The organism is Streptomyces virginiae (assembly GCF_040638905.1).
GTDB classification, from domain to species: domain Bacteria; phylum Actinomycetota; class Actinomycetes; order Streptomycetales; family Streptomycetaceae; genus Streptomyces; species Streptomyces virginiae_B.
Genome location: NZ_JBEZYV010000007.1, coordinates 166,358 through 187,152 on the forward strand (window position 1 = coordinate 166,358; position 20,795 = coordinate 187,152).

The 20,795-nt window shown below is 72.1% G+C and carries 15 protein-coding genes; 6 read left to right on the forward strand and 9 right to left on the reverse strand.

Annotated features, from left to right (window positions below; translation table 11 throughout):
• Positions 1-228: 228 nt before the first annotated feature.
• Positions 229-2,133: a translational GTPase TypA gene (typA, locus tag AB0F82_RS12975; protein ID WP_356815319.1), complete on the reverse strand. Its 1,905-nt coding sequence runs from the start codon at positions 2,131-2,133 to the stop codon at positions 229-231.
• Between the two features lie 334 nt (positions 2,134-2,467).
• On the reverse strand, positions 2,468-4,795 hold the full coding sequence (locus AB0F82_RS12980; RefSeq protein WP_362626391.1) for an ABC transporter family substrate-binding protein: 2,328 nt from the start codon (positions 4,793-4,795) through the stop codon (positions 2,468-2,470).
• 346 nt (positions 4,796-5,141) lie between these two features.
• Between AB0F82_RS12980 and AB0F82_RS12985 the strand changes: the two genes are divergently transcribed.
• From AB0F82_RS12985 to AB0F82_RS13010, 6 genes are all read left to right on the forward strand, one after another.
• Positions 5,142-5,360: a hypothetical protein gene (locus AB0F82_RS12985; RefSeq protein ID WP_362626394.1), complete on the forward strand. Its 219-nt coding sequence runs from the start codon at positions 5,142-5,144 to the stop codon at positions 5,358-5,360.
• Between the two features lie 114 nt (positions 5,361-5,474).
• Complete coding sequence (locus AB0F82_RS12990) at positions 5,475-6,299, forward strand: hypothetical protein (protein ID WP_362626397.1); 825 nt, start codon at positions 5,475-5,477, stop codon at positions 6,297-6,299.
• A gap of 1 nt (position 6,300) precedes the next feature.
• Positions 6,301-8,211, forward strand: coding sequence for a fumarate reductase/succinate dehydrogenase flavoprotein subunit (locus tag AB0F82_RS12995; RefSeq protein WP_356813945.1), 1,911 nt, complete (start codon positions 6,301-6,303; stop codon positions 8,209-8,211).
• Positions 8,208-8,978: a succinate dehydrogenase/fumarate reductase iron-sulfur subunit gene (locus AB0F82_RS13000; RefSeq protein ID WP_362626401.1), complete on the forward strand. Its 771-nt coding sequence runs from the start codon at positions 8,208-8,210 to the stop codon at positions 8,976-8,978. Before AB0F82_RS12995 ends, AB0F82_RS13000 begins: the two co-directional genes overlap by 4 nt.
• Positions 8,979-9,184: 206 nt before the next feature.
• Positions 9,185-11,329 carry a TPM domain-containing protein gene (locus tag AB0F82_RS13005; protein WP_436842080.1) on the forward strand — a complete coding sequence of 715 codons (2,145 nt, stop codon included), beginning with the start codon at positions 9,185-9,187 and terminating at the stop codon, positions 11,327-11,329.
• Between the two features lie 85 nt (positions 11,330-11,414).
• Positions 11,415-12,134 carry a PspA/IM30 family protein gene (locus tag AB0F82_RS13010; RefSeq protein WP_362626404.1) on the forward strand — a complete coding sequence of 240 codons (720 nt, stop codon included), beginning with the start codon at positions 11,415-11,417 and terminating at the stop codon, positions 12,132-12,134.
• A gap of 145 nt (positions 12,135-12,279) precedes the next feature.
• Here AB0F82_RS13010 and AB0F82_RS13015 read toward each other — a convergent pair whose 3' ends face one another.
• From AB0F82_RS13015 to AB0F82_RS13045, 7 genes are all read right to left on the reverse strand, one after another.
• Positions 12,280-14,901, reverse strand: a complete 2,622-nt coding sequence (locus AB0F82_RS13015) for a SpoIIE family protein phosphatase (protein WP_362626633.1) — start codon at positions 14,899-14,901, stop codon at positions 12,280-12,282.
• Between the two features lie 205 nt (positions 14,902-15,106).
• On the reverse strand, positions 15,107-15,547 hold the full coding sequence (locus AB0F82_RS13020; RefSeq protein ID WP_362626407.1) for an ATP-binding protein: 441 nt from the start codon (positions 15,545-15,547) through the stop codon (positions 15,107-15,109).
• A gap of 154 nt (positions 15,548-15,701) precedes the next feature.
• On the reverse strand, positions 15,702-16,145 hold the full coding sequence (locus AB0F82_RS13025; protein ID WP_356813940.1) for a (deoxy)nucleoside triphosphate pyrophosphohydrolase: 444 nt from the start codon (positions 16,143-16,145) through the stop codon (positions 15,702-15,704).
• A 40-nt stretch (positions 16,146-16,185) separates the two neighbouring features.
• Positions 16,186-16,371, reverse strand: a complete 186-nt coding sequence (locus AB0F82_RS13030; RefSeq protein ID WP_356813939.1) for an SPOR domain-containing protein — start codon at positions 16,369-16,371, stop codon at positions 16,186-16,188.
• Positions 16,372-16,867: 496 nt separating this feature from the next.
• Positions 16,868-17,620, reverse strand: a complete 753-nt coding sequence (locus AB0F82_RS13035; protein ID WP_362626412.1) for a GntR family transcriptional regulator — start codon at positions 17,618-17,620, stop codon at positions 16,868-16,870.
• A gap of 137 nt (positions 17,621-17,757) precedes the next feature.
• Positions 17,758-18,924 carry a DUF4190 domain-containing protein gene (locus AB0F82_RS13040; RefSeq protein ID WP_362626415.1) on the reverse strand — a complete coding sequence of 389 codons (1,167 nt, stop codon included), beginning with the start codon at positions 18,922-18,924 and terminating at the stop codon, positions 17,758-17,760.
• Positions 18,925-19,118: 194 nt separating this feature from the next.
• Positions 19,119-20,693 carry a S8 family peptidase gene (locus AB0F82_RS13045; RefSeq protein WP_356813936.1) on the reverse strand — a complete coding sequence of 525 codons (1,575 nt, stop codon included), beginning with the start codon at positions 20,691-20,693 and terminating at the stop codon, positions 19,119-19,121.
• Between the last annotated feature and the right edge of the window lie 102 nt (positions 20,694-20,795).

The window sequence follows — 20,795 nt, forward strand, 5'->3', positions numbered from 1 at the left end:
GATAGGAGACAGACACGTGCGAAACGGACGGTTAGCTCATCATCCGGAGTGTCACGGTCGGTATGCGGACACCTGAACGCAAAAATCCGCTTGACAAAAGCGAACAGCCCCTTCCCGCACGGAGTCCGTGAGGGAAGGGGCTGCTGTTCTACCACGCCCGTGCGGCCGGCCACGACCGCCGCGGCCGCCGCCCGGGCGGACCCGGGACCGGCGGCCCGAACGGGGCTGTTACTTGCCGGACTTGGCGCGCGACGCGGTGCGCGAGCGCTCCTTCTGGTCCAGGACGACCTTGCGGATGCGGACCGCCTCCGGGGTCACCTCGACGCACTCGTCGTCGCGGCAGAACTCCAGGGACTGCTCCAGGGAGAGCTTGCGCGGCGGAATCACGTTCTCCGTGTTGTCCGCCGAAGCCGCACGCATGTTCGTGAGCTTCTTCTCCTTGGTGATGTTCACGTCCATGTCGTCGGAGCGCGAGTTCTCGCCGACGATCATGCCCTCGTACACCTCGGTGCCGGGGTCGGTGAACAGGACACCGCGCTCCTGCAGGTTGATCATCGCGAACGGCGTGACCGAGCCCGCGCGGTCCGCGACCAGCGAACCGTTGTTACGGGTCACCAGCGGGCCGAACCACGGCTCGTAGCCCTCGTGGATGGAGTGCGCGATACCGGTACCGCGGGTCCCCGTCAGGAACTCCGTGCGGAAGCCGATGAGGCCGCGGGACGGGACGACGAACTCCATGCGGACCCAGCCGGAGCCGTGGTTGGACATGTTGTCCATGCGGCCCTTGCGGACGCCCATGAGCTGCGTGACCGCGCCCATGTGCTCCTCGGGGACGTCGATCGTCATGCGCTCGACCGGCTCGTGCACCTTGCCGTCGATCTCCTGCGTGACCACCTGCGGCTTGCCGATGGTCAGCTCGAAGCCCTCACGGCGCATCTGCTCGACCAGGATGGCGAGCGCGAGCTCACCGCGGCCCTGGACCTCCCAGGCGTCAGGGCGCTCGGTGTCGAGCACGCGCAGGGAGACGTTACCGATCAGCTCGCGGTCCAGGCGGTCCTTGACCTGGCGGGCGGTGACCTTGCGGTCCTTGACCGCGGACTTGGCGTCCGCGCCCTTGCCGGTGCCGCCGCGGCCGACCATCGGGGACGTGTTCGTACCGATGGTCATGGAGATCGCCGGCTCGTCGACCGAGATCAGCGGCAGGGCGATCGGGTTCTCCGGGTCGGCCAGGGTCTCGCCGATCATGATCTCGGGGAAACCGGCGACCGCGCAGATGTCACCCGGGCCCGCCACCTCGGCCGGCTTGCGGGTGAGCGCCTCGGTCATCATCAGCTCGGTGATGCGGACGTTGGAGATGGTCCCGTCACGCTTGATCCACGCGACGGTCTGGCCCTTGCGCAGCTCGCCCTGCTCGACGCGGACGAGCGCGATGCGGCCGAGGAAGTTGTCGGCGTCCAGGTTCGTGACGTGGGCCTGGAGGGGGGCCTCCTCGTCGTACACCGGGGCCGGGACGTGCTCCAGGATGGTGGAGAAGAACGGCTCCAGGTTGTCGCTGTCCGCGGGGACGGTGCCGTCCTCCGGCTTGGTCAGCGAGGCGACGCCGTCACGGCCGCAGGCGTAGACGATCGGGAACTCGATCTGGTCCTCGTCCGCGTCCAGGTCCAGGAAGAGGTCGTAGGTCTCGTTGACGACCTCGTCGATCCGGGAGTCCGGGCGGTCGGTCTTGTTGATGCAGAGGATGACCGGCATCTTCGCCTGCAGGGCCTTGCGCAGGACGAAGCGGGTCTGGGGCAGCGGACCCTCTGAGGCGTCCACCAGCAGGACGACGGCGTCCACCATCGACAGACCGCGCTCGACCTCACCACCGAAGTCGGCGTGGCCGGGGGTGTCGATGATGTTGATCGTGATCGGGGCCCCGCCGTCCTTGGGGTGGTACTTCACCGCCGTGTTCTTGGCGAGGATCGTGATGCCCTTCTCACGCTCCAGGTCGTTCGAGTCCATCATGCGGTCGTCGAGGTGCTGGTGGGCGGCGAAGGCACCGGCCTGCTTGAGCATGGCATCGACGATGGTCGTCTTGCCATGGTCGACGTGGGCGACGATGGCGACGTTACGGATGTCGTGGCGCGTGGGCACTTCGGCGCTTCTCCCGGGATCGTGGATGGCGTCGCGTACGGCCTGGCACGCGCGCCTCGACCGGGCGAAAACCTGCCACGGCCTTACCCCATGGTACGTCGCGTGGCGGGAACCGCCTGCCGTGGGGTGTGTCAAGAGGCCGGAGGGATGAGTGCGGCCGAGCGTGAGGTGGGGTGCCCGGGCCGCCGTTCCTGCGGGAATTCATGCGGGTCAACGGGTATCCACGACCTTGCCCGCCGGAGTTCCGGCGGGCAAGGGACTTGAGTCACATCTGAGCTTGTGACCCGTGGGTCAACCTGACAGGCACCCCTTTGTCACCACATCTTCGCCCGGGCTACTTCTTCCTCTCCTTGGCCTTCGGCGCCTTCTTCCAGCCGATGTCCTGGTAGCGGGGGGAGCCGAGGCCGAAGGCGCCGGCGTTGACCAGGCTCGGCTTGACCGCCACCAGCTCGGGGCGCTGGAAGAGCGGGATCGATCCGGCCGCCGCCCAGATCCTGGCGTCGGCCTTGCGCACCAGCTCGCGGGACTGGGCCTCGTCCAGCTCCCCGACGGCCTGGTCGAACAGCTGGTCGATGTGGTCGGTGCCGACCCGTGTGTAGTTCTGTTCGACGAGGAGCGAGCCGTCCGCCGCCGGCTCCGGCTTGGCGAAGATCGGCCGGGCGTCGGTGGCGGGGAAGGCCGTCGCCGGCCAGGAGTAGAGCGCCAGGTCGTACTGACCCGAGGCGATGTGGTCCTTGAAGAAGCTGTCGTCGGCCACCTTGGTCGTCTCGGTGTTCACCCCGAGCTTGCGGAGCATCTGGGAGATCCGCTCACCGACGGTGCGCAGGGACTCCGAGCCGGGTCCGGCGGGGAGGACGAACCGCAGGGTGAGCGCCTTGCCGTCCTTGGCGAGCATGTTGCCCGAGGTACGGGTGGCCTGCTTGGCCGGGGCCGGGGACCCCTGGGCGGGATCGGTCGCGTCACCGTCCAGGGCCGCGCTGCGCTCGGCGTCGTCGGCGGTGCGGGCCTGGGCCGCCTGGGCGAGGAGGGAGGCCTTCTGTTGGGCCCCGAAGGGGGCGGGGGCCAGGACCGGCGAGACGCCGTCCTGCTCGCCGTCCGCCGCGGCGGCGTCGGCGTCGCCGGCGGCGGCGGCCCGGGTGTCGGCGCCAGCGCCGGTGCCGGTGTCGGCGGCCTCGCCGTTGGCCCCGTCGTCCTCGCCCACGATGTACAGGCCGTCGTTCCCGGTGCCCGGACCCGCGGGGGTCTTGCCGTCGTCCTGCGGCGCGCTCTCCGGGCCGGCCTTGGCCCCGGCCGGCTCGGTGATCTTCCCGCCCCGGCGCCAGCCGGCGTCGGCGAGGAGGGCCTGGGCCGCCTTGGCGTCCTGGCCGCCGAGGGCGTCGCTGTTGTCGGCGTACGCCTGCTGCCCGGCCAGGGCCACGTGGCTGCCGACCGGCTTCGCGGGCAGGCCGAGGGGCTTGAGTACGAGGTCGGCCAGCGCCTGGCGGTCCAGGGCGCGGGCCACCGCCCGGCGCACCCGTTCGTCCGCCAGCGGGCCGGACGCACCGTTCATCGCCAGCTGCGTGTAGGCCGGCTCCAGGGACTTGCGGACCGTGAAGCCCCGCAGGGCCGCCTGCTCGTCCGCGTACCGCTTCACCGCCTCGGTGTGCTTGGTGCGGGCCTCCCTCTCCTGCGCGGCCTTCTCCTCGTCCGTACCGAAGGCGTTCGCCCAGGACAGCGTGGCCTGCGCGGGGGTCGTCGCGGCGCCCGGGCCGTGCGCCGGGGCCCCGCCCCCGCCGGCGGCACCCTTGCCGGCGGCGTCCCGGCGGGCCAGTGCGATGCGCTCGGCCCCGGAGCGGTCGATCTCCGCCAGGTCGACCTTCCCGGCGGCCAGCGCCGCGGGGCGCTCGGCCCGCGGCACCGCGGTCAGGACCAGCGTGTCCAGCTTGGCCTGCTTGCCCCACCAGCGCGGGTTGCGCGTCAGGGCGGCGGTGCCCGTCTTCTTGTCGATCGCCCCGAGGGCGAAGGGCCCGGCGGTTACCTTCAGGGTGCCTCGGGCGCCCTCGTTGAAGGCGTCCGGGGTGCCGGTGACCTGCTTGGGGTAGAGCGGGGAGAACAGCGAACGCCAGTCCGTGTACGGCTTGGCGAAGGTGACCCTGACCTCCAGATCGGTCTTGCCCTTCTCGATCTTCTCGATCCGCTCGTAGCCGGCGTTGCGCGCCGTCCAGTACGCCGTGTCCTTGCCGCTCAGGGCCCGCCACTGGGCCACGAAGTCGGGGGCGCCGATCTCCCGCCCGTCGCTCCACACGGCCTGCTGGTTCAGCTTGTACAGGACGACCTGCTTGGGCTCCCGCTCGATGACCTCGGCCTTCTCCAGGTAATCAGGATTGGCCACGGGCCGGCCCTTGGCGTCCAGCACGAACAGCTGCGGCAGCACGGCTCCCGCGATCCTGCTGGTGGTCGCGTCCGCGTCGGCCTGGAAGGCGTTGAGGGTCTCCGGGAGGGTGTCCACCGCCCACCGCAGCACACCCCCGTCCGCGACCTTGTCGCGGGTGGTCGTGGCGATGTCCTGTCCGGCGGCGGCCGGGCCGCCCTCGTCGTCACCCGCGCCGCAGCCCGTGAGCAGCGGCAGTGCGAGGACTCCCGAGGTCAGGAGCGCCAAGGACCTGCGCCTTCTCTGGGACATGGGTGGTACCTCCGGGGCGGGGCGTGGGGGAAGCATGATCACGTTCGGCGGTATATGGAGCTGATCACACCGGTTGCCGGACTCCACTGAAATCGACGGCGCTCCGCACCCTTCGCACCCGCCTCTCGCCACGCCGCGAACCCCACCCGTGCGGACCAATCCCACTTGCGCGGCAAAAGGGCGTTCCCCCGGAGGGGGGATGAGAATGGGGGCGGGGAGGGCGCACAGTTCACGCCTGCGCGCCCGCAATCGCTGCGCGTCCCTTCACAACCGGGGACACGAAGCGCGACACTCGCAGGCGCACATGAGCGTTGCCACCGCACCCTGGCGGAAATGAGGGCAAATCATGTCCATGAACGACGATCTGACCGCAGTACGGCGCAGCCTGGACGAACTGACGCGCAAGGTCGAGCGGCTGGAACGGCAGGCCGCGCGCCAGAAGCCCGCGTCGCCCGCGCCGGATCCGTCCCGGATGGTGACGGTCCCGGACACCCCCTACGACAGCACGCTGTGGACGGACTCCGACGACGAGGGCCTGGGCGCCCGCGACCGCCGCGCTCCCTGACGCCACCCGTACGCCACCCGCACGCCGTCCACCCCGCACCCCGTCAGGCCCGGCCGCCCCGCGGCCGCCGGGCCTGAGGGAGGCGTCCCCTCATCACTCCAACCGGAGTCCTCTTTGGCCACAGGCACGGAACGACCCCAGCAGCGGCCCGGCGGCGTCCACGACGCCTCGCGGGCCGCGATCGCGGCCCGGCACCTGCGGACCGACCGGTGGTGGCTCGCCCCCGCCGGCACCGCGGCCGGGCTGCTCGCCTTCATCGTCTACTCGACCTGGCGGGCCTTCGCGAACGCCGACTACTACGCGGCCCCCTACGTCTCCCCGTTCTACTCCCCGTGCCTCGCGGAGAACTGCGCGGAGATGCGCGGCGGCCCCAACTGGGACCTCTTCGGCAGCTGGTGGGGCCTGTCCCCCGCGCTGCTGATCCTGGTCTTCCCGCTCGGCTTCCGGCTGACCTGCTACTACTACCGCAAGGCTTATTACCGCGGCTTCTGGGCCTCACCGCCCGCCTGCGCCGTCGCCGAGCCGCACACGAAGTACACCGGCGAGACCCGCTTCCCGCTGATCCTCCAGAACGCCCACCGGTACTTCTTCTACGCGGCCGTACCCGTCGCGGGAATCCTCACCTACGACACCGTGCTGACCTTCCGCGACGAGCACTACGCGTGGGGCCACATGGGCCTGGGGACCGTGCTGTTCCTGGTCAACATCGCGCTGATCTGGGCCTACACGCTGTCCTGCCACTCCTGCCGCCACATCATGGGCGGCCGGCTCAAGCACTTCTCCAAGCACCCGGTCCGCTACCGGCTCTGGGGCTGGGTGAGCCGGCTCAACTCCCGGCACATGCAACTGGCCTGGGCCTCCCTGATCAGCGTGGCCCTGTGCGACTTCTACGTCTACCTGCTGGCCAGCGGCGCCTTCACCGACCCGAGGATCTTCTGAGATGGCTCAAGTGGAACGGCAGCAGTGGGACGTGGTCGTCGTCGGCGCGGGCGGCGCCGGGCTGCGGGCCGCGATCGAGGCCCGCGAGCGGGGTGCCCGTACGGCCGTGATCTGCAAGTCCCTGTTCGGCAAAGCCCACACGGTGATGGCGGAGGGCGGGATCGCCGCCTCCATGGGCAACGTCAACGACGGCGACAACTGGCAGGTGCACTTCCGCGACACCATGCGCGGCGGGAAGTTCCTCAACCAGTGGCGGATGGCCGAACTCCACGCCAAGGAGGCCCCGGACCGGGTTTGGGAGCTGGAGACCTGGGGTGCCCTCTTCGACCGCACGCCCGACGGGCGCATCTCCCAGCGCAACTTCGGCGGACACGAGTACCCCCGCCTCGCACACGTCGGCGACCGCACCGGCCTGGAGCTGATCCGCACCCTCCAGCAGAAGATCGTCGCCCTGCAGCAGGAGGACTTCAAGGAGCACGGGGACTACGAGGCCCGGCTCAAGGTCTTCCAGGAGTGCACCGTCACGAGGGTGCTGAAGGAGGCGCAGAGGGTCTCGGGGGCCTTCTGCTACGAACGCGAGTCCGGCCGCTTCTTCGTCCTGGAGGCACCGGCCGTGGTCCTGGCCACGGGAGGCATCGGCAAGTCCTTCAAGACCACCTCCAACTCCTGGGAGTACACCGGCGACGGCCACGCCCTGGCCCTGCTCGCCGGTGCGCCCCTGCTCAACATGGAGTTCGTGCAGTTCCACCCGACCGGCATGGTCTGGCCGCCGTCGGTGAAGGGGATCCTCGTCACCGAGTCCGTGCGCGGCGACGGCGGGGTGCTGCGCAACTCCGAGGGCAAGCGATTCATGTTCGACTATGTCCCCGACGTGTTCAAGGAGAAGTACGCGGAGTCGGAGGAGGAGGGCGACCGCTGGTACGAGGACCCGGACCACAACCGGCGCCCGCCCGAGCTGCTGCCCCGTGACGAGGTGGCGCGGGCGATCAACGCCGAGGTGAAGGCCGGCCGCGGCTCCCCCCACGGCGGGGTCTTCCTCGACGTGTCCACGCGGATGCCGGCCGAGAAGATCAAGCGTCGCCTGCCCTCCATGTACCACCAGTTCAAGGAGCTGGCGGACGTCGACATCACGGCGGAGCCGATGGAGGTCGGGCCCACCTGCCACTACGTGATGGGCGGGATCGCGGTCGAGTCCGAGACCGCGGCCACCGTCGGCGTGCCGGGCCTGTTCGCCGCGGGCGAGGTCGCCGGCGGGATGCACGGCTCGAACCGGCTCGGCGGGAACTCCCTGTCCGACCTGCTGGTCTTCGGGCGGCGGGCCGGGCTGCACGCCGCCGAGTACGCCGCGCAGGGGGGCGACGGCAGCGGGCGCCCGGCCGTCTCCCAGGCGGAGATAGACGCGGCGGCCGCGGAGGCGCTGGCCCCGTTCCACGCCGCCGAGGGCGCGGAGAACCCGTACACCCTGCACCAGGAACTCCAGACGACCATGAACGACCTCGTCGGCATCATCCGCCGGGAGGGCGAGATGGCCGAGGCCCTGGAGCGGCTCGCCGCCCTGCGCGTACGGGCCTCCCGGGCCGGCGTCGAGGGCCACCGGCAGTTCAACCCTGGCTGGCACCTCGCCCTGGACCTGCGGAACATGCTGCTGGTCAGCGAGTGCGTGGCCCGCGCGGCCCTGGAGCGCACCGAGAGCCGGGGCGGGCACACCCGAGAGGACTGCCCGGCGATGGAGCGGACCTGGCGCCCGGTGAACCTGCTGTGCCGGCCGGTGGACCCCGCACCGGCGGACCCGGCGGCCGACCGGATCGAACTGGTCCGGACCCGCACCGAACCCATCCGCCCCGACCTGCTCGCACTGTTCGACAAGGAAGAGCTGGTCAAGTACCTCGCCGAAGAGGAGCTGTACGAATGAGCACGTACGACGCGAGCTTCCGGGTCTGGCGGGGCGACGCGGAGGGCGGGGAACTGCGGGACTTCACCGTCGAGGTGCACGACGGCGAGGTGGTCCTGGACATCGTCCACCGGCTCCAGGCCACCCAGGCCTCGGACCTGGCGGTGCGCTGGAACTGCAAGGCGGGCAAGTGCGGCTCGTGCAGCGCCGAGGTCAACGGGCGGCCGCGGCTGATGTGCATGACGCGCATGTCGACCTTCGAGCGGACCGAGACGATCACGATCACTCCGCTGCGCGCCTTCCCCGTCGTCCGGGACCTGGTCACGGACGTGTCCTTCAACTACCGGAAGGCACGGGAGGTACCGGCCTTCGTGCCGCCGGAGGGGGTGGCCCCGGGCGCGTACCGGATGCAGCAGATCGACGTGGAGCGCTCACAGGAGTTCAGGAAGTGCATCGAGTGCTTCCTGTGCCAGGACACCTGCCACGTGGTGCGTGACCACGAGGAGAACAAGGGCGCCTTCGCCGGTCCGCGCTTCCTGATGCGGGTGGCGGAGCTGGACATGCACCCCCTGGACGCGGCCTCGGAGGCGGGGCTCGACCGCAAGCGGGCCGCGCAGGAGGAGCACGGGCTCGGCTACTGCAACATCACCAAGTGCTGCACGGAGGTCTGCCCCGAGGGCATCAAGATCACCGACAACGCCCTGATCCCGCTGAAGGAGCGGGCGGTGGACCGCAAGTACGACCCGCTGGTCTGGCTGGGCAGCAAGATCGGACGCCGGAAGGGCTGAGGGGCGCCCGGGATCCTCCGCGCGAGGACCCGGGACCCCTGCCGGTCAGCGGCCCGAGTGGTCGATGACGTTGCCGTTGGAGCAGTCGTCGGCGTGGGCGGGGGCGGCGAGGCCGAGGGCGGCCGCGGCGAGCAGGGCTGCGGTCATATCTTCTTCATGGCCTGCCGACGACCGCTCCCGGACGGGATCACTGTCCCTTGCTCCGGATGCGGACAGGGGGAACCGCTCATACCCTCCCAAATGTGATCCCGCCGAGAACCGCGCCGCGCAGCAGAGCACTCGCACGGGCCGGGCTCGCCCTGGCCGCCGGACTGCTGGCGCTCGGCGGCTGGGGCCTCGCGCAGGCGCCGGACGCGCGGGCCGAGGACCCCGTCGCCCTGTCGCAGCAGGGGCAGATCACCGACCTCGTGGGCGCGCTCGGCAACCGGAGGCCCGCCGTCACCACCGCCCTCGACGAGCTGTACGCCGACCGGAAGATCCAGCTCTTCGTGGCGTACGTGCGGGACTTCTCCGGGCGCTCCGCCCAGAGCTGGGCGGACGCCACCGCGCAGCGCAACGGCCTGGGCCGGGACGACGTCCTGCTGGCGGTGGCCACCGGGGCCCGCCAGTACGCCTATTCGGCCGATGTCGACTCCGGTTTCACCGAGCAGCAGCTGGCCGAGGTGGCGCGTACCGCCATCGAGCCGGCGCTGCGGCAGAACGACTGGGCGGGCGCGGCGATCGGCGCGGCGAACGGCTACGACGCGGTCCTCGGCGGGCAGCCCGTCCCGGCGCCGACCATCACGCCCGGCCCGCCCGACCCCGGCGGCGGCAGCGACGGCAGCGGCGCCGGGGACTTCGTGCTGCCGGTGGTAGCGGTCGGCGCGGCCGCGGCGCTGGGCGTGTACGCGTACCGGCGCCGGGGGCGCAGGGACACCGCGGCCGGCGGCCGCGGGACGACGACCGGGCCCGGCTGGCCCGAAGGCGCGCCGGACCGCCTGCCGCTGCCGGAGCTGGACGGCCGGGCGGCATCCCTGCTGGTGGAGACGGACGACGCGGTCCGCACCAGCGCCGAGGAACTCGGTTTCGCCGTCGCGGAGTTCGGTGAGGAGGCGGCGGCTCCCTTCACGGCGGCCGTGGAGTACGCCAAGGGCGAGCTGACGCTGGCCTTCCGGCTGCGCCAGCAGCTCGACGACGCCTACCCGGAGGACGACGCGACCCGGCGCCGGATGCTGGACGAGATCGTGGCCCGCTGCACCGGGGCTAACCGGCGGCTCGACGCCCAGGCGGCCGACTTCGACCGGCTGCGGGACCTGGAGAAGAACGCCCCGCAGGCCCTGGCGGCCGTGGAGCGGCGCTACCTGGAGCTGACCGGGCGCACCACCACCGCCGAGGCGACCCTGACCGCGCTGACCCGGCGGTACGCGGACTCCGCCTCCGCGCCGGTCTCCTCCCATCCCGAACAGGCCGAGGACCGCCTGTTGTTCGCGGCGACCAACCTCGGCCTGGCCCACGCGGCGGTCGACGCCGGCGAGAACGGCACCGCGGCCGTGCACGTACGGTCCGCCGAGGGCGCGGTGGACCAGGCAGCGACCTTGATGGACGCGGTCGAGCGGCGGGCGCAGGAGCTGGCGGAGGCGGCCGGGAAGCTGCCTGGCGCGCTGACCGAGACGGAGACCGACCTCGCGGACGCCCGCGGGCTGCTGACCGGTACGGCGGAGGGCACCTCGACGGCGGACCTGCGCGGGCGCATCGGCCGGGCCGAGTCCGTACTGGCCGACGTGCGGCAGGAGGAGGCGGCCGGCCGGTACGACCCGATCGACGCCCTGCGCCGGGTGGAGGAGGCCGACGCGGCCCTGGACGACGCCCTGGCCGGGGCCCGGGAGCGGGAGTCGGGCCGGCAGCGGGCCGTGGCCCTCCTCGACCAGGCCATGCTGTCGGCGCGCAGTGCGATCGGCGCGGCGACGGACTACATCACCACCACCCGGGGCGCGGTGGGCAGCCAGGCCCGCACGCGGCTGGCGGAGGCGGACCGGCGGCTGGAGCGGGCGGGGGCGCTGGCGGCGAGCGATCCGCCGGCGGCGCTGGCGGAGGCCCAGCAGGCGGACGCGCTCGCGCGGCGGGCCCAGCAGCTGGCCGAGCAGGACGTGCGGGCGTACCAGGATCCGTACGCGGGCCGGCGCGGCGGCGGGCAGGGCGGCGCCGTGCTGGGCGGGATCATCCTCGGCGAGATCCTGCGGGGCGGCTTCGGGGGCGGCGGTGGCGGCTTCGGGGGCGGTGGGGGCTTCGGTGGTTTCGGCGGCGGGGGCGGCCCGGGCTCCTTCGGCGGCGGCGGCACGCGGGGCCGCATGGGCGGCGGCGGCCGCTTCTGAACCGCCCGCTTCCGAACCGCCGGCCCGAACCGCCCGCGGCGCGGGTCCGTACCGGACAGACCATCCTCATCAGGAGAGGCCCATCATGAGCAAGCAGACGATCCTCGGCCGGGTCACCCAGCTCGCCAAGGCCAACATCAACGCACTGCTGGACCAGGCGGAGGACCCGCAGAAGATGCTGGACCAGCTGATCCGTGACTACAGCAACAACATCTCGGAGGCGGACCAGGCGGTCGCGACGACGATCGGCAACCTGCGGATGCTGGAGGCGGACCACCAGGAGGACGTGGACGCGGCCGCCGAGTGGGGCTCCAAGGCCCTGGCCGCCAGCCGGAAGGCGGACGAGCTGAGGGCGTCGGGGGCGACGGCGGAGGCCGACCGGTTCGACAACCTGGCGAAGGTCGCGCTGGGGCGGCAGTTGCAGTCGGAGAAGGAGGCGAAGACGGCCGAGCCGACGATCGCCGCACAGGCGGTCGTCGTCGACAAGCTCAAGTCGGGCCTGGAGTCGATGCGGAACAAGCTGACGGAGCTGCAGGCCAAGCGGGACGAGCTGGTGGCCCGGGCGCGGACCGCGCAGGCGCAGAACACGATGCTGGACGCGGTGAAGAGCATCGACGTCATGGACCCGACGAGCGACCTCAACCGCTTCGAGGAGAAGGTGCGGCGGGAGGAGGCGATGGCCCTGGGCAAGCAGGAACTGGCCGCGTCCTCCCTCGACGCCCAGTTCGAGTCCCTGGAGGACCTCGGCAAGGCATCGGAGGTCGAGGCCCGCCTGGCCGCCCTCAAAGGGGGCCGGGCCGCCTAGGGGGTGTCCGCGAACCCTTCGGCGCGCTGATCCGCGGCCGCCTTGACGTCCGGGTCCTCCCCGCCACCAACCGCTTTACCGGAACGCCTGCGCCCGCCCCCGGGCCCCGGGTTCCCGGGGCGGGGGCGGGGAGCCGGGCCCGGCGTCAGCCGTACATGTTCAGCAGTTGCTCCGCCGAGAGTTCCGAGACGGCCTCCTCCGCCGCGCCGGGAAGGGGGAGTTCGAACCACACGGTCTTGCCGCGGTGGGTCCGCCGGGTGCCCCACCCGGCGGACAGCATGCCCACCAGCTGGAGGCCCCGGCCGCCCTCGTCGGTGTCGCGGGCACGCCGGCGGCGGGGCTGGACCAGGTTCGCGTCCCACACCTCGCACACCAGCGTCCGGTCCAGCAGCAGCCTGAGCCGGATCTCGCCCTCGCCGTAGCGCAGGGCGTTGGTGACCAGTTCGCTGACCAGCAGCTCGGTGGTGTCCAGCAGGCCCTCCAGGCCCCAGGCCGGCAGCTTGGCCCGGGCCAGTTCCCGCGCCCGGCCCACCGATCGGGCCTCGCGCGGCAGCTGCCAGTCCCCGACCGCGTCGACGGGCAGCCCCTGCACCCGGGCCATCAGCAGGGCGATGTCGTCCTCGCCGTGCCGGGTGTCCAGGGTGTTGAGCACGTGGTCGCAGACGTCCTCCAGGGGGCGGACCGGGTCGGCGAGCGCGGCGCGCAGGCCGCGCAGGCCCTCCTCCAGCGGATGGTCGCGGGACTCCACGAGTCCGTCGGTGTACAGGGCGAGCAGGGCGCCCTCGGGGAGTTCCACCTCGACCTCCTCGAACGGCTCCCCGCCCACCCCGAGCGGCAGCCCGGGCGGCACCTCCAGCAGCAGGGCGGGCAGCGGCTCGCGGTCCTCGCCCGGCGCGGTGTGGTTCGGCGACACCAGGGCCGGCGGCATGTGGCCGGCGTTGGCGATGGTGCAGCGCCGCGTCACCGGGTCGTAGACCGCGTACACGCAGGTGGCCAGGTACACCTCCGAGCGGTCGGCGTCCCGCGAGTGCAGGGCCGCGCGGGAGGCCTGCTGGGAGCCGCCGGGTGCGCCGAGCCCGCGGGCGATCTCGTCGAGCGCGGTCAGCACCTCCGCCGGTTCGAGGTCCAGCAGCGCAAGGGTCCGGACGGCGGTCCGCAGTTCGCCCATGGCGACGGCGGCCCGCAGGCCCCGGCCCATGACGTCGCCGACGACCAGCGCCGTGCGGTGCCCGGGCAGTTCGATGACGTCGAACCAGTCGCCGCCGACCTCCGTGGCCGCGTTGCCCGGCAGGTAGCGGCAGGCGATGTCCAGGCCGGCCGCCTCCGGGTCGCCGGGGGGCAGCAGGCTGCGTTGCAGTATCAGCGCCCGTTCGTGCTCGCGCCGGTACAGCCGCGCGTTGTCGATGCAGACGGCGGCCCGGGCGGCGAGTTCGACGGCCACCGCCCGGTCCCGTTCGCCGAAGGGTTCGCTGCCCTTCGTACGGGAGAACTGCGCGAGTCCGACCACGGTGTCGTGGGCGACCATCGGTACCACCAGGGTGGACTGCACGAGGTCTTCCGGGCCGCCGCCCTCGATCAGCCGCGGCCGCGCCGTGCGCAGGGCGAGCGCGCCCGGCGAGGCGGCGGGATAGCGGTGGATGTCGCCGACGGCGACCAGGGCGCCGGGCCCGGACAGCGGGGCGTCCGACACGGCGGAGGAGAAGGCCACCCGGCGCAGCGCCGCGGAGGGCGTGCGGGCCGGGCCCTGCCCGGGCAGGCTGGGTACGCCCGGCCCCTGGGGCCGCGCGGGCCGGTCGTCGTCGCCGAGCAACAGCCCCTGGTAGAGGTCGACGGCGGCGAGGTCGCAGAAGCCGGGGACGGTGACGTCGAGGAGCTCCCGGGCGGTGGTCTCCAGGTCGAGGGAGGTCCCGATGCGGTGCCCGGCCTCGTTGAGCAGGGCGAGATTGCGCCGTACTCCGGCGGCCTCGCGGGCGGCGAGGTGGCGGCGGGTGACGTCCGTGCCGATGCCCGCGACGCCGATGGGGCGGCCGCTGCCGCCGTGCACGCGGTAGAGGTTGATGGACCAGTGGCGGTTCTCCCGGCTGCGGGGGGTGGCTCCGGTGATCCTCAGGTCGGTGACGGCGTCGCCGGTGTCCAGCACCCGGCGCAGGGCATCCGCCATCCGGTCGGCCTCGTGCGGCGGCAGGTAGTCGTGCACGGTGCGACCGCGGTGCTCTTCCGCGCTGCCGCCGAAAACGGTGGCGAAGCGGCGGTTGGCCCGCTGCACGGTGAGGTCCGTGCCGAAGAGCAGGAAGCCGAAGGGAGATTGGCCGAATATGGCCTGTGAAGCGGCAAGGTCGGATTCGATGCGGCGGAGCGCGCGTACGTCGACGACGACGCACAGGGCAGCCCGTTCCGCGGTTTCGGTCTGGGTGGGCATCACATAGATCTCGGCCACGCCGTGCGCGCCGTTGCCGCCGGGGATCCTGAAGGGGATCAGGCCGGTCCACTCCTTGCCGTCGAGGATCTCGGCGACCTTGCGGTGGGCGTCCGGGCGCAGTTCGGGCGGCATGAAGGCGTCGACCGGGTCGCGCCCCACCGTCTGGGCGGCCGTCAGCCCGAAGAGTTCCTCGGCGCGCAGGCTCCACTGGTCGATGTACCCGTCGGGCCCGATCGAGAAGGATGCGACCTTTATGTAGTCATATATCGAGCCAGGCGGACTGCTGTGCCACAGGGCGTCGTGCCATGTCTCCCGAGGCACATTGGCCTGATGTGCCTGCGCAGGTATTTCGCTCACGCGACCGTCCCCTCCAGCTCACCGCAACCGGACCGGCCATGACGGCAGTATTCAGCACCACGACCCCGGACGGCACGGCGTTCACGATCACAGCACGGTCTCGATGATTTCGAGCCATGTCGCGCGATCTCCCCCGACCCCCTTTCCGGCCACCGCCGGAAGGGCCTCGGGGGTTCTCCCGCCACCGCTCACCTTGTTACTCACCAGGAAGAGCCAACTCGAACCACACAGTCTTCCCTGTTTTCCCGTGACGCGTTCCCCATCGCTGTGAGGAGACGGCCACGAGGTGCAGTCCGCGGCCCCCCTCGTCCTCGGTGTCGGCCACCCGTTCCCGGGGCGGATCCGGAAGCGGATCGGAGATCTCCACCAGGAGCGCGGGGCCTGCGGCGGGGGTGTCCGCGGGTCCGCCGACGGCCGGATTCCGCCGTATCAGGCGGACGCCGATGGGGCCGGAGGCGTAGCGGAGGGAATTGGTGACGAGCTCGCTGACCAGCAGGACGGTCACGTCGCCGACGGCTTCGAGGCCCCACTCGTGCAGGGTTCCGCGCACGGCGTGGCGGGCGGTGCGGACGGCGCCGGGCTCGGCGGGGAAGGCCCACTCGGCGCTCTCACCGTCTGTGTCGATCACGCCGATCACTTCCCGGGCCAGAAGCGACCCCAGTCCGGTTCGTCTGGGACGAAAAGGGGACGAGATAGGGATTAATAGCGACATACCCGATATTCAGGGCGTCGTACCACTCGACCTCGAACGCACCGGCGCACTGTGGCGCAGACGGCCTAGACCGCGAACATCACGCGCCCCCGCCCCCGCCGTCGTAGCAACCGCCGCCGCCGTCGGCGCCGTCCGCGCGCAGTCGGCGGCCGGCCTCGGCGACGGCGGGGCGGTCCTGGTCGAGCCAGTCCACCGACTCCAGTTCCTCCGGCCCGAGCCAGCGCAGCTCGTCGTGGTCCTCCAGTGGCGCCGGCACCCCGGAGAGCAGCCGCGCCGTCCACACGTGCAGGACCAACCCGGGCTTCAGCGGCCACTCCCCCGGGATCCGCTCCAGCGGCTCGGTCTCCACGCCGAGTTCCTCGCGCAGTTCGCGCACCAGCGCCTCGGGGACGGACTCACCGGGTTCGGCCTTCCCGCCCGGCAGCTCCCAGCGTCCGGCGAGCTCCGGCGGTGCGCTGCGGCGGGCGGCCAGCAGGCGCCCCTCATGACAAAGGGCTCCGCCCACGACCACTCGTACAGTCATGGGGCGGAGCCTATGCCAGCGCCGCGAGGCGCCGCTCGGCTCAGTTCATCGTGGCGGTCTGGCCGATCCGCTCGACCCAGTAGAGCTGCTTGTGTCCTCGGTCGTCGAGACTCTCGGCGACCTTCTGGGCCTCGGCCCGGGTGGCGTACCGGCCCACCCGGTAGCGGTTGCCGTTGTCGTCCTGACGTATGACCAGCCACGGGAGCAGGGCACCGCTGTCGTTCATCGCGTTTCACCCTCCGCCGACGTATCTGCACGGGAAACCGCATTGCGCATATGCCCGACCTTACGCCCGACCTTTACGGAGCGGATATGGTTTTTCACGAAGAGATACCTGGCAGGCGTACGCATCCGGCCATGCGTACGACTGCGCCGCGCGCGCCGGTACGGACCAGGCGCGCGCGGGCATCGAGAAACGCGACGCGCGCCCCCGGCGGCGCTACGGACGGGTATACCCGCAGGTAGCTTCCGGGGAGCGCGCCGTGCCGGGCGCTGAGGGAGCTCGGGAACAGGGCGGTTTCGGCCGCCGCGAAGGTGTCTCGGGGGCGGCGCGCCGCCGGGCGGGCCTACGGAAGGTGTCCTTCAGGGCGGCCGGGGGCGATCACCATCGCGCCGAAACCCGCCGGGTCCAGGCACCCCGGGCCGGGCACTCCCTGGGGAGTGCCGCAAAGTAGCGTCGGCCGCCGGCGGGCGGGCGCGGCGGCGGGCTTCGCGGGCGCGACCTAGCGCACCGGAAGGTGGTAGGAGAGGCGGTAGCGGTCCGCCGGGACGACGACGTCGGCCGTCTCCACCGCGCGGCCGGAGGCGTAGTAGGTGCGGCCGATCACCAGCACCACGTGCCCCGGGACCCCGCCGAGCAGGATGATCTCCTCCGCCAGGCCGGGCCGGGCGCCGACCTCCTCCACCACGTTGTCGACGACGACGTCGATCGCGGCCATCCGGTCGACGACTCCGGAGCCGCCCAGTGGGCCCTCCTCCGGCAGCATCACCGGGGTCCGCCCGGTCACGGCGAGCGGCTCCCAGGAGGTGGAAAGCATCATCGCCTCCCCCGCGTCGCGGAAGACGTACCGCGTCCGCATCACCCGCTCGCCCGGCTCGATGCCGAGCCGTTTCGCGATCTCCGCGGGCGCGCCCGTCTGTTCGCTGCTCGACTCCCACGTCCCCCGCGCGCCGGAGTCGGCCTGCTCCTGCCGGAACGGCGTCGAGGCGCCGCCCGTGCGGTAGCCGGAGCGGGCCACCCGCCGCGGCACCGGCTGCTCGCGCACGTACGTACCGGACCCGGACCGGCCCTCGACCAGCCCCTCCGCCATGAGGACCTTGCGCGCCTCCAGGGCCACGGTGTCGGAGACCCCGTACTCCTCGCGGATGCGGGCCTGGGACGGGAGCCGGGCGTGCGGGGGCAGAGAACCGTCGACGATCTGACGTCGAAGATCCCCGGCCACGCGAAGATAGGCCGGCTGCTCACCGAAAGTCACTGGCCACTCCCATCAGGTTGACAGACAGCTACACCCTGGCAACCGACGGTTGAAGACCGCAAGCAAGGGCCAGAGTTTCACCCGAAGTGATGAAGCCAGGTCACTCAAACCCGCTACGGCGCGTTACCCCTGCGGCGTCACACCGCCTCGTACGAGGGCCCCCGCCCGGGCCCCTCCTCCGGGTCCTCGGTGCTGCCCTCGCTGTCCTCCAGCCACTGCGGGATCTGCGTCGAAAGCCCGTACGCGCCGCGCAGCGCCTTCTCCGTCTCCAGCGACATCGCGGCCACGGCCCGGCCCCGCAGCCGGTCGAATTCCGCCTCCGTCCGCGCCCGGGAGGCGCGCTGCCAGGCCGCGCGGGCCACCTCGATCTCCTTGAGCTGCGCGGGGACGGCCCTCTCCAGCCCCGGCCGAGCCGCGTCCTGCTGGAGGACCTTCGCCTCCTCACCGAGCGCCGCGTGCATCTCGCGCGCCCACGCCTGGTGCTTCTGGAGCGCGTCGTCGACGTCCTCCTCGGGCGGCCGGCTCAGGACGAACTCGACGCCGTTGGCCGCCCGCAGGAAGGCCGCCTGCTCGGGCTTGAGCATCCCGGCGTCCCGGCGCAGGCTGCCGCGCCACTCCTCCTCCGTCGTGCCGATCACGCAGAGCAGTGTCCGGTCGCCCTGGCGCCAGGACTCCTGCGAGGGCGCGAAGTAGAACATCTCCGCGAACTCGGGCAGGGCCCAGGTGTCCATCGCGTACTCGTCCTGGGCCTTCCAACAGGCGTCCTCCGCCGCCCGGTCCGCCTCGGTCGAGTCGGGGTCCGCGGCGCCCACCGTCCTCGACGCGGTGACCTCGCCGTGGTGCACCCGGGAGCAGTCGACCGCGTACGTGAGGGGCCGCTCGTCGAAGAGGTCCCCGCCCGGGACGTTGAAGCAGTCGCCCGCCTTCAGGTCGTCGATGTCCTTGAGTTCGCCCTCGACTTCGGTGTACTGGCTCAGCCCGTCGAGCCGGCCGCCGACCGCCTCCGTGAAGCGGCCGACGGCGAAGACCATCACTCCGGTCATCACGACGGACACCACGAGCCCGGTGATCGCCAGGACCTTGCCCCGGTCGCCCTTCTTCGCGATCTGCACGAGGGCCGCGATGCCGAAGGCGATGCCGAGCGGCGGGAAGCACAGGAGTCCGGCCAGGAGCGAGGCGAGGGCGAACCCGTTGAGCGCCGGCGGCTGCGGCCCGTGGCCGAGCGGCGGTCCCCATCCCGGCTGCGGTGTCGGCGGGGGCCAGGAGTGGCCCGGTCCGGGAGGAGGACTCGGCGGGATGCTCACGGGGTCGTACTCCATCGCAGGTGGCAGAGGGCATCGCGGGTGGCGGGGCATCGCGGGTGGCGGGGCATCGCGGGGCGCCGGGAGGCACCACGGAGGGCGCGAACGGATGCGCGAATAGTACGCAGCGGGGGCGACCGCCACTCGGTCGCCCCCGCTGTTTCCTCACGTCCCGGTCACTGCCTCCGGCCCGCTCCTCAGAACTGGAGCGCCCAGGAGTCGATCTTGCCGGTGTCGCCGGTGGCGTTGTCGTTCACGCGGAGCTTCCACGTGCCGTTCGGCGCCGCCTCGGAGGAGGCGTTCACGGTGAAGGTCCTGACGATGTTGTCGGCGTCGCCGCCCGAGCGGTTGTGCAGGGTGTAGACGGAGCCGTCGGGCGCGACCAGGTCGACCTTCAGGTCACCGATGTAGGTGTGCTTGATGTCGAGCGGGACCTTCAGCGTCGTCGGGGCGTTGCCGACGACTCCGCTCACGGCGATCGAGGACTCGGCGGTCGCGTTGTCGTTGATCGCGTGGTCCGCGGTGTTCTCGAAGCGCTTGCCCGGCGGGACGGGGCCCAGGGCCGTGACGTACAGCAGGCGGTTCGGCGAACCGGTGCCGGGGCCGGTCACCTTGTCCGGGGTGGCGGATCCGATCAGCGCGGTGGCCACCTGGGCCGGGGTGCTGGACGGGTTCTGCGAGAGGTAGACGGCGGCCGCGCCCGCGACGTGCGGCGTGGCCATCGAGGTCCCGTTGATGGTGTTGGCCGCGTTGTCGCCGGTGCCCCACGCGGAGGTGATGGCGGAGCCCGGCGCGAAGATGTCCAGGCTGGGGCCGTAGTTGGAGTAGCTCGCCTTGGCGTCGGTGCTGGTCGTGGCGCCGACGGTGATGGCCTCGGCGACGCGCGCCGGGGACTTGGTGGACGCGTTGGCCGACTCGTTGCCCGCGGCCACGGCGTAGGTGATGCCGGAGGCTATGGAGTTGCGGACGGCCGTGTCGAGCGCGGAGTCGGCGCCTCCGCCGAGCGACATGTTGGCGACGGCCGGCTTGACGGCGTTGCGCGTCACCCAGTCGATGCCCGCGACGACCTGGGCGGTCGTGCCGGAGCCGTTGTTGTCCAGGACGCGGACGCCGACGACCTTGGCCTTCTTGGCCACGCCGTACGCCCCGCCCGCGACGGTGCCGGCGACGTGCGTGCCGTGGCCGTGGCCGTCCTGCGCCGTGTAGTCGTTGTCGATCGCGTCGTAGCCGTACGAGGCACGGCCGCCGAAGTCCTGGTGCGTGATGCGGACACCGGTGTCGATGACGTACGCGGTGACGCCCTCGCCGGCCTTGTCCGGGTAGGTGTAGCTCTGGTTCAGCGGCAGCGACCGCTGGTCGGCGCGGTCCAGACCCCAGGACGGCGGGGCGGGCTGGGTGGCGCTGACGGTGAAGGTGCGGTTCTGCACGACCGACTCGACCGCCGGGTCGGCGGCGAGCTTCTCGGCCTGGGCCTGGGAAACCTCGACGGCGTAGCCGTTGAGGGCCGCGCTGTAGGTCCGTTCGATCTTCGCGCCGTACTTCTTGGCGACGAGCTTGCCGCTCGCGCTGGTCGAGCGGGGCGCGGTGTCCTTCAGGGTCACGATGTAGCTGTTGGGCACGGACCCCGGGGCCCCGGCGTTCTGGACCACGCCGCGCGCATCGCTGCCGACGGCCGCGGCGGGCAGTGCGGCGGCCGCGCCGAGCGCGAGGGCCACGACCGCGGTCGCGCTGATGCCGGCGATCTTCCGGCGCGTATGACGCATCACTGGCATGTGACGGGTCCTCCTCCTAGGTGGTGCACTGCAGGGGGCAGCGGGGCCGCGCACAAGCGTGACCATGACAACGCAGATGGCCCAACGGGCTGCCGCCTCCGA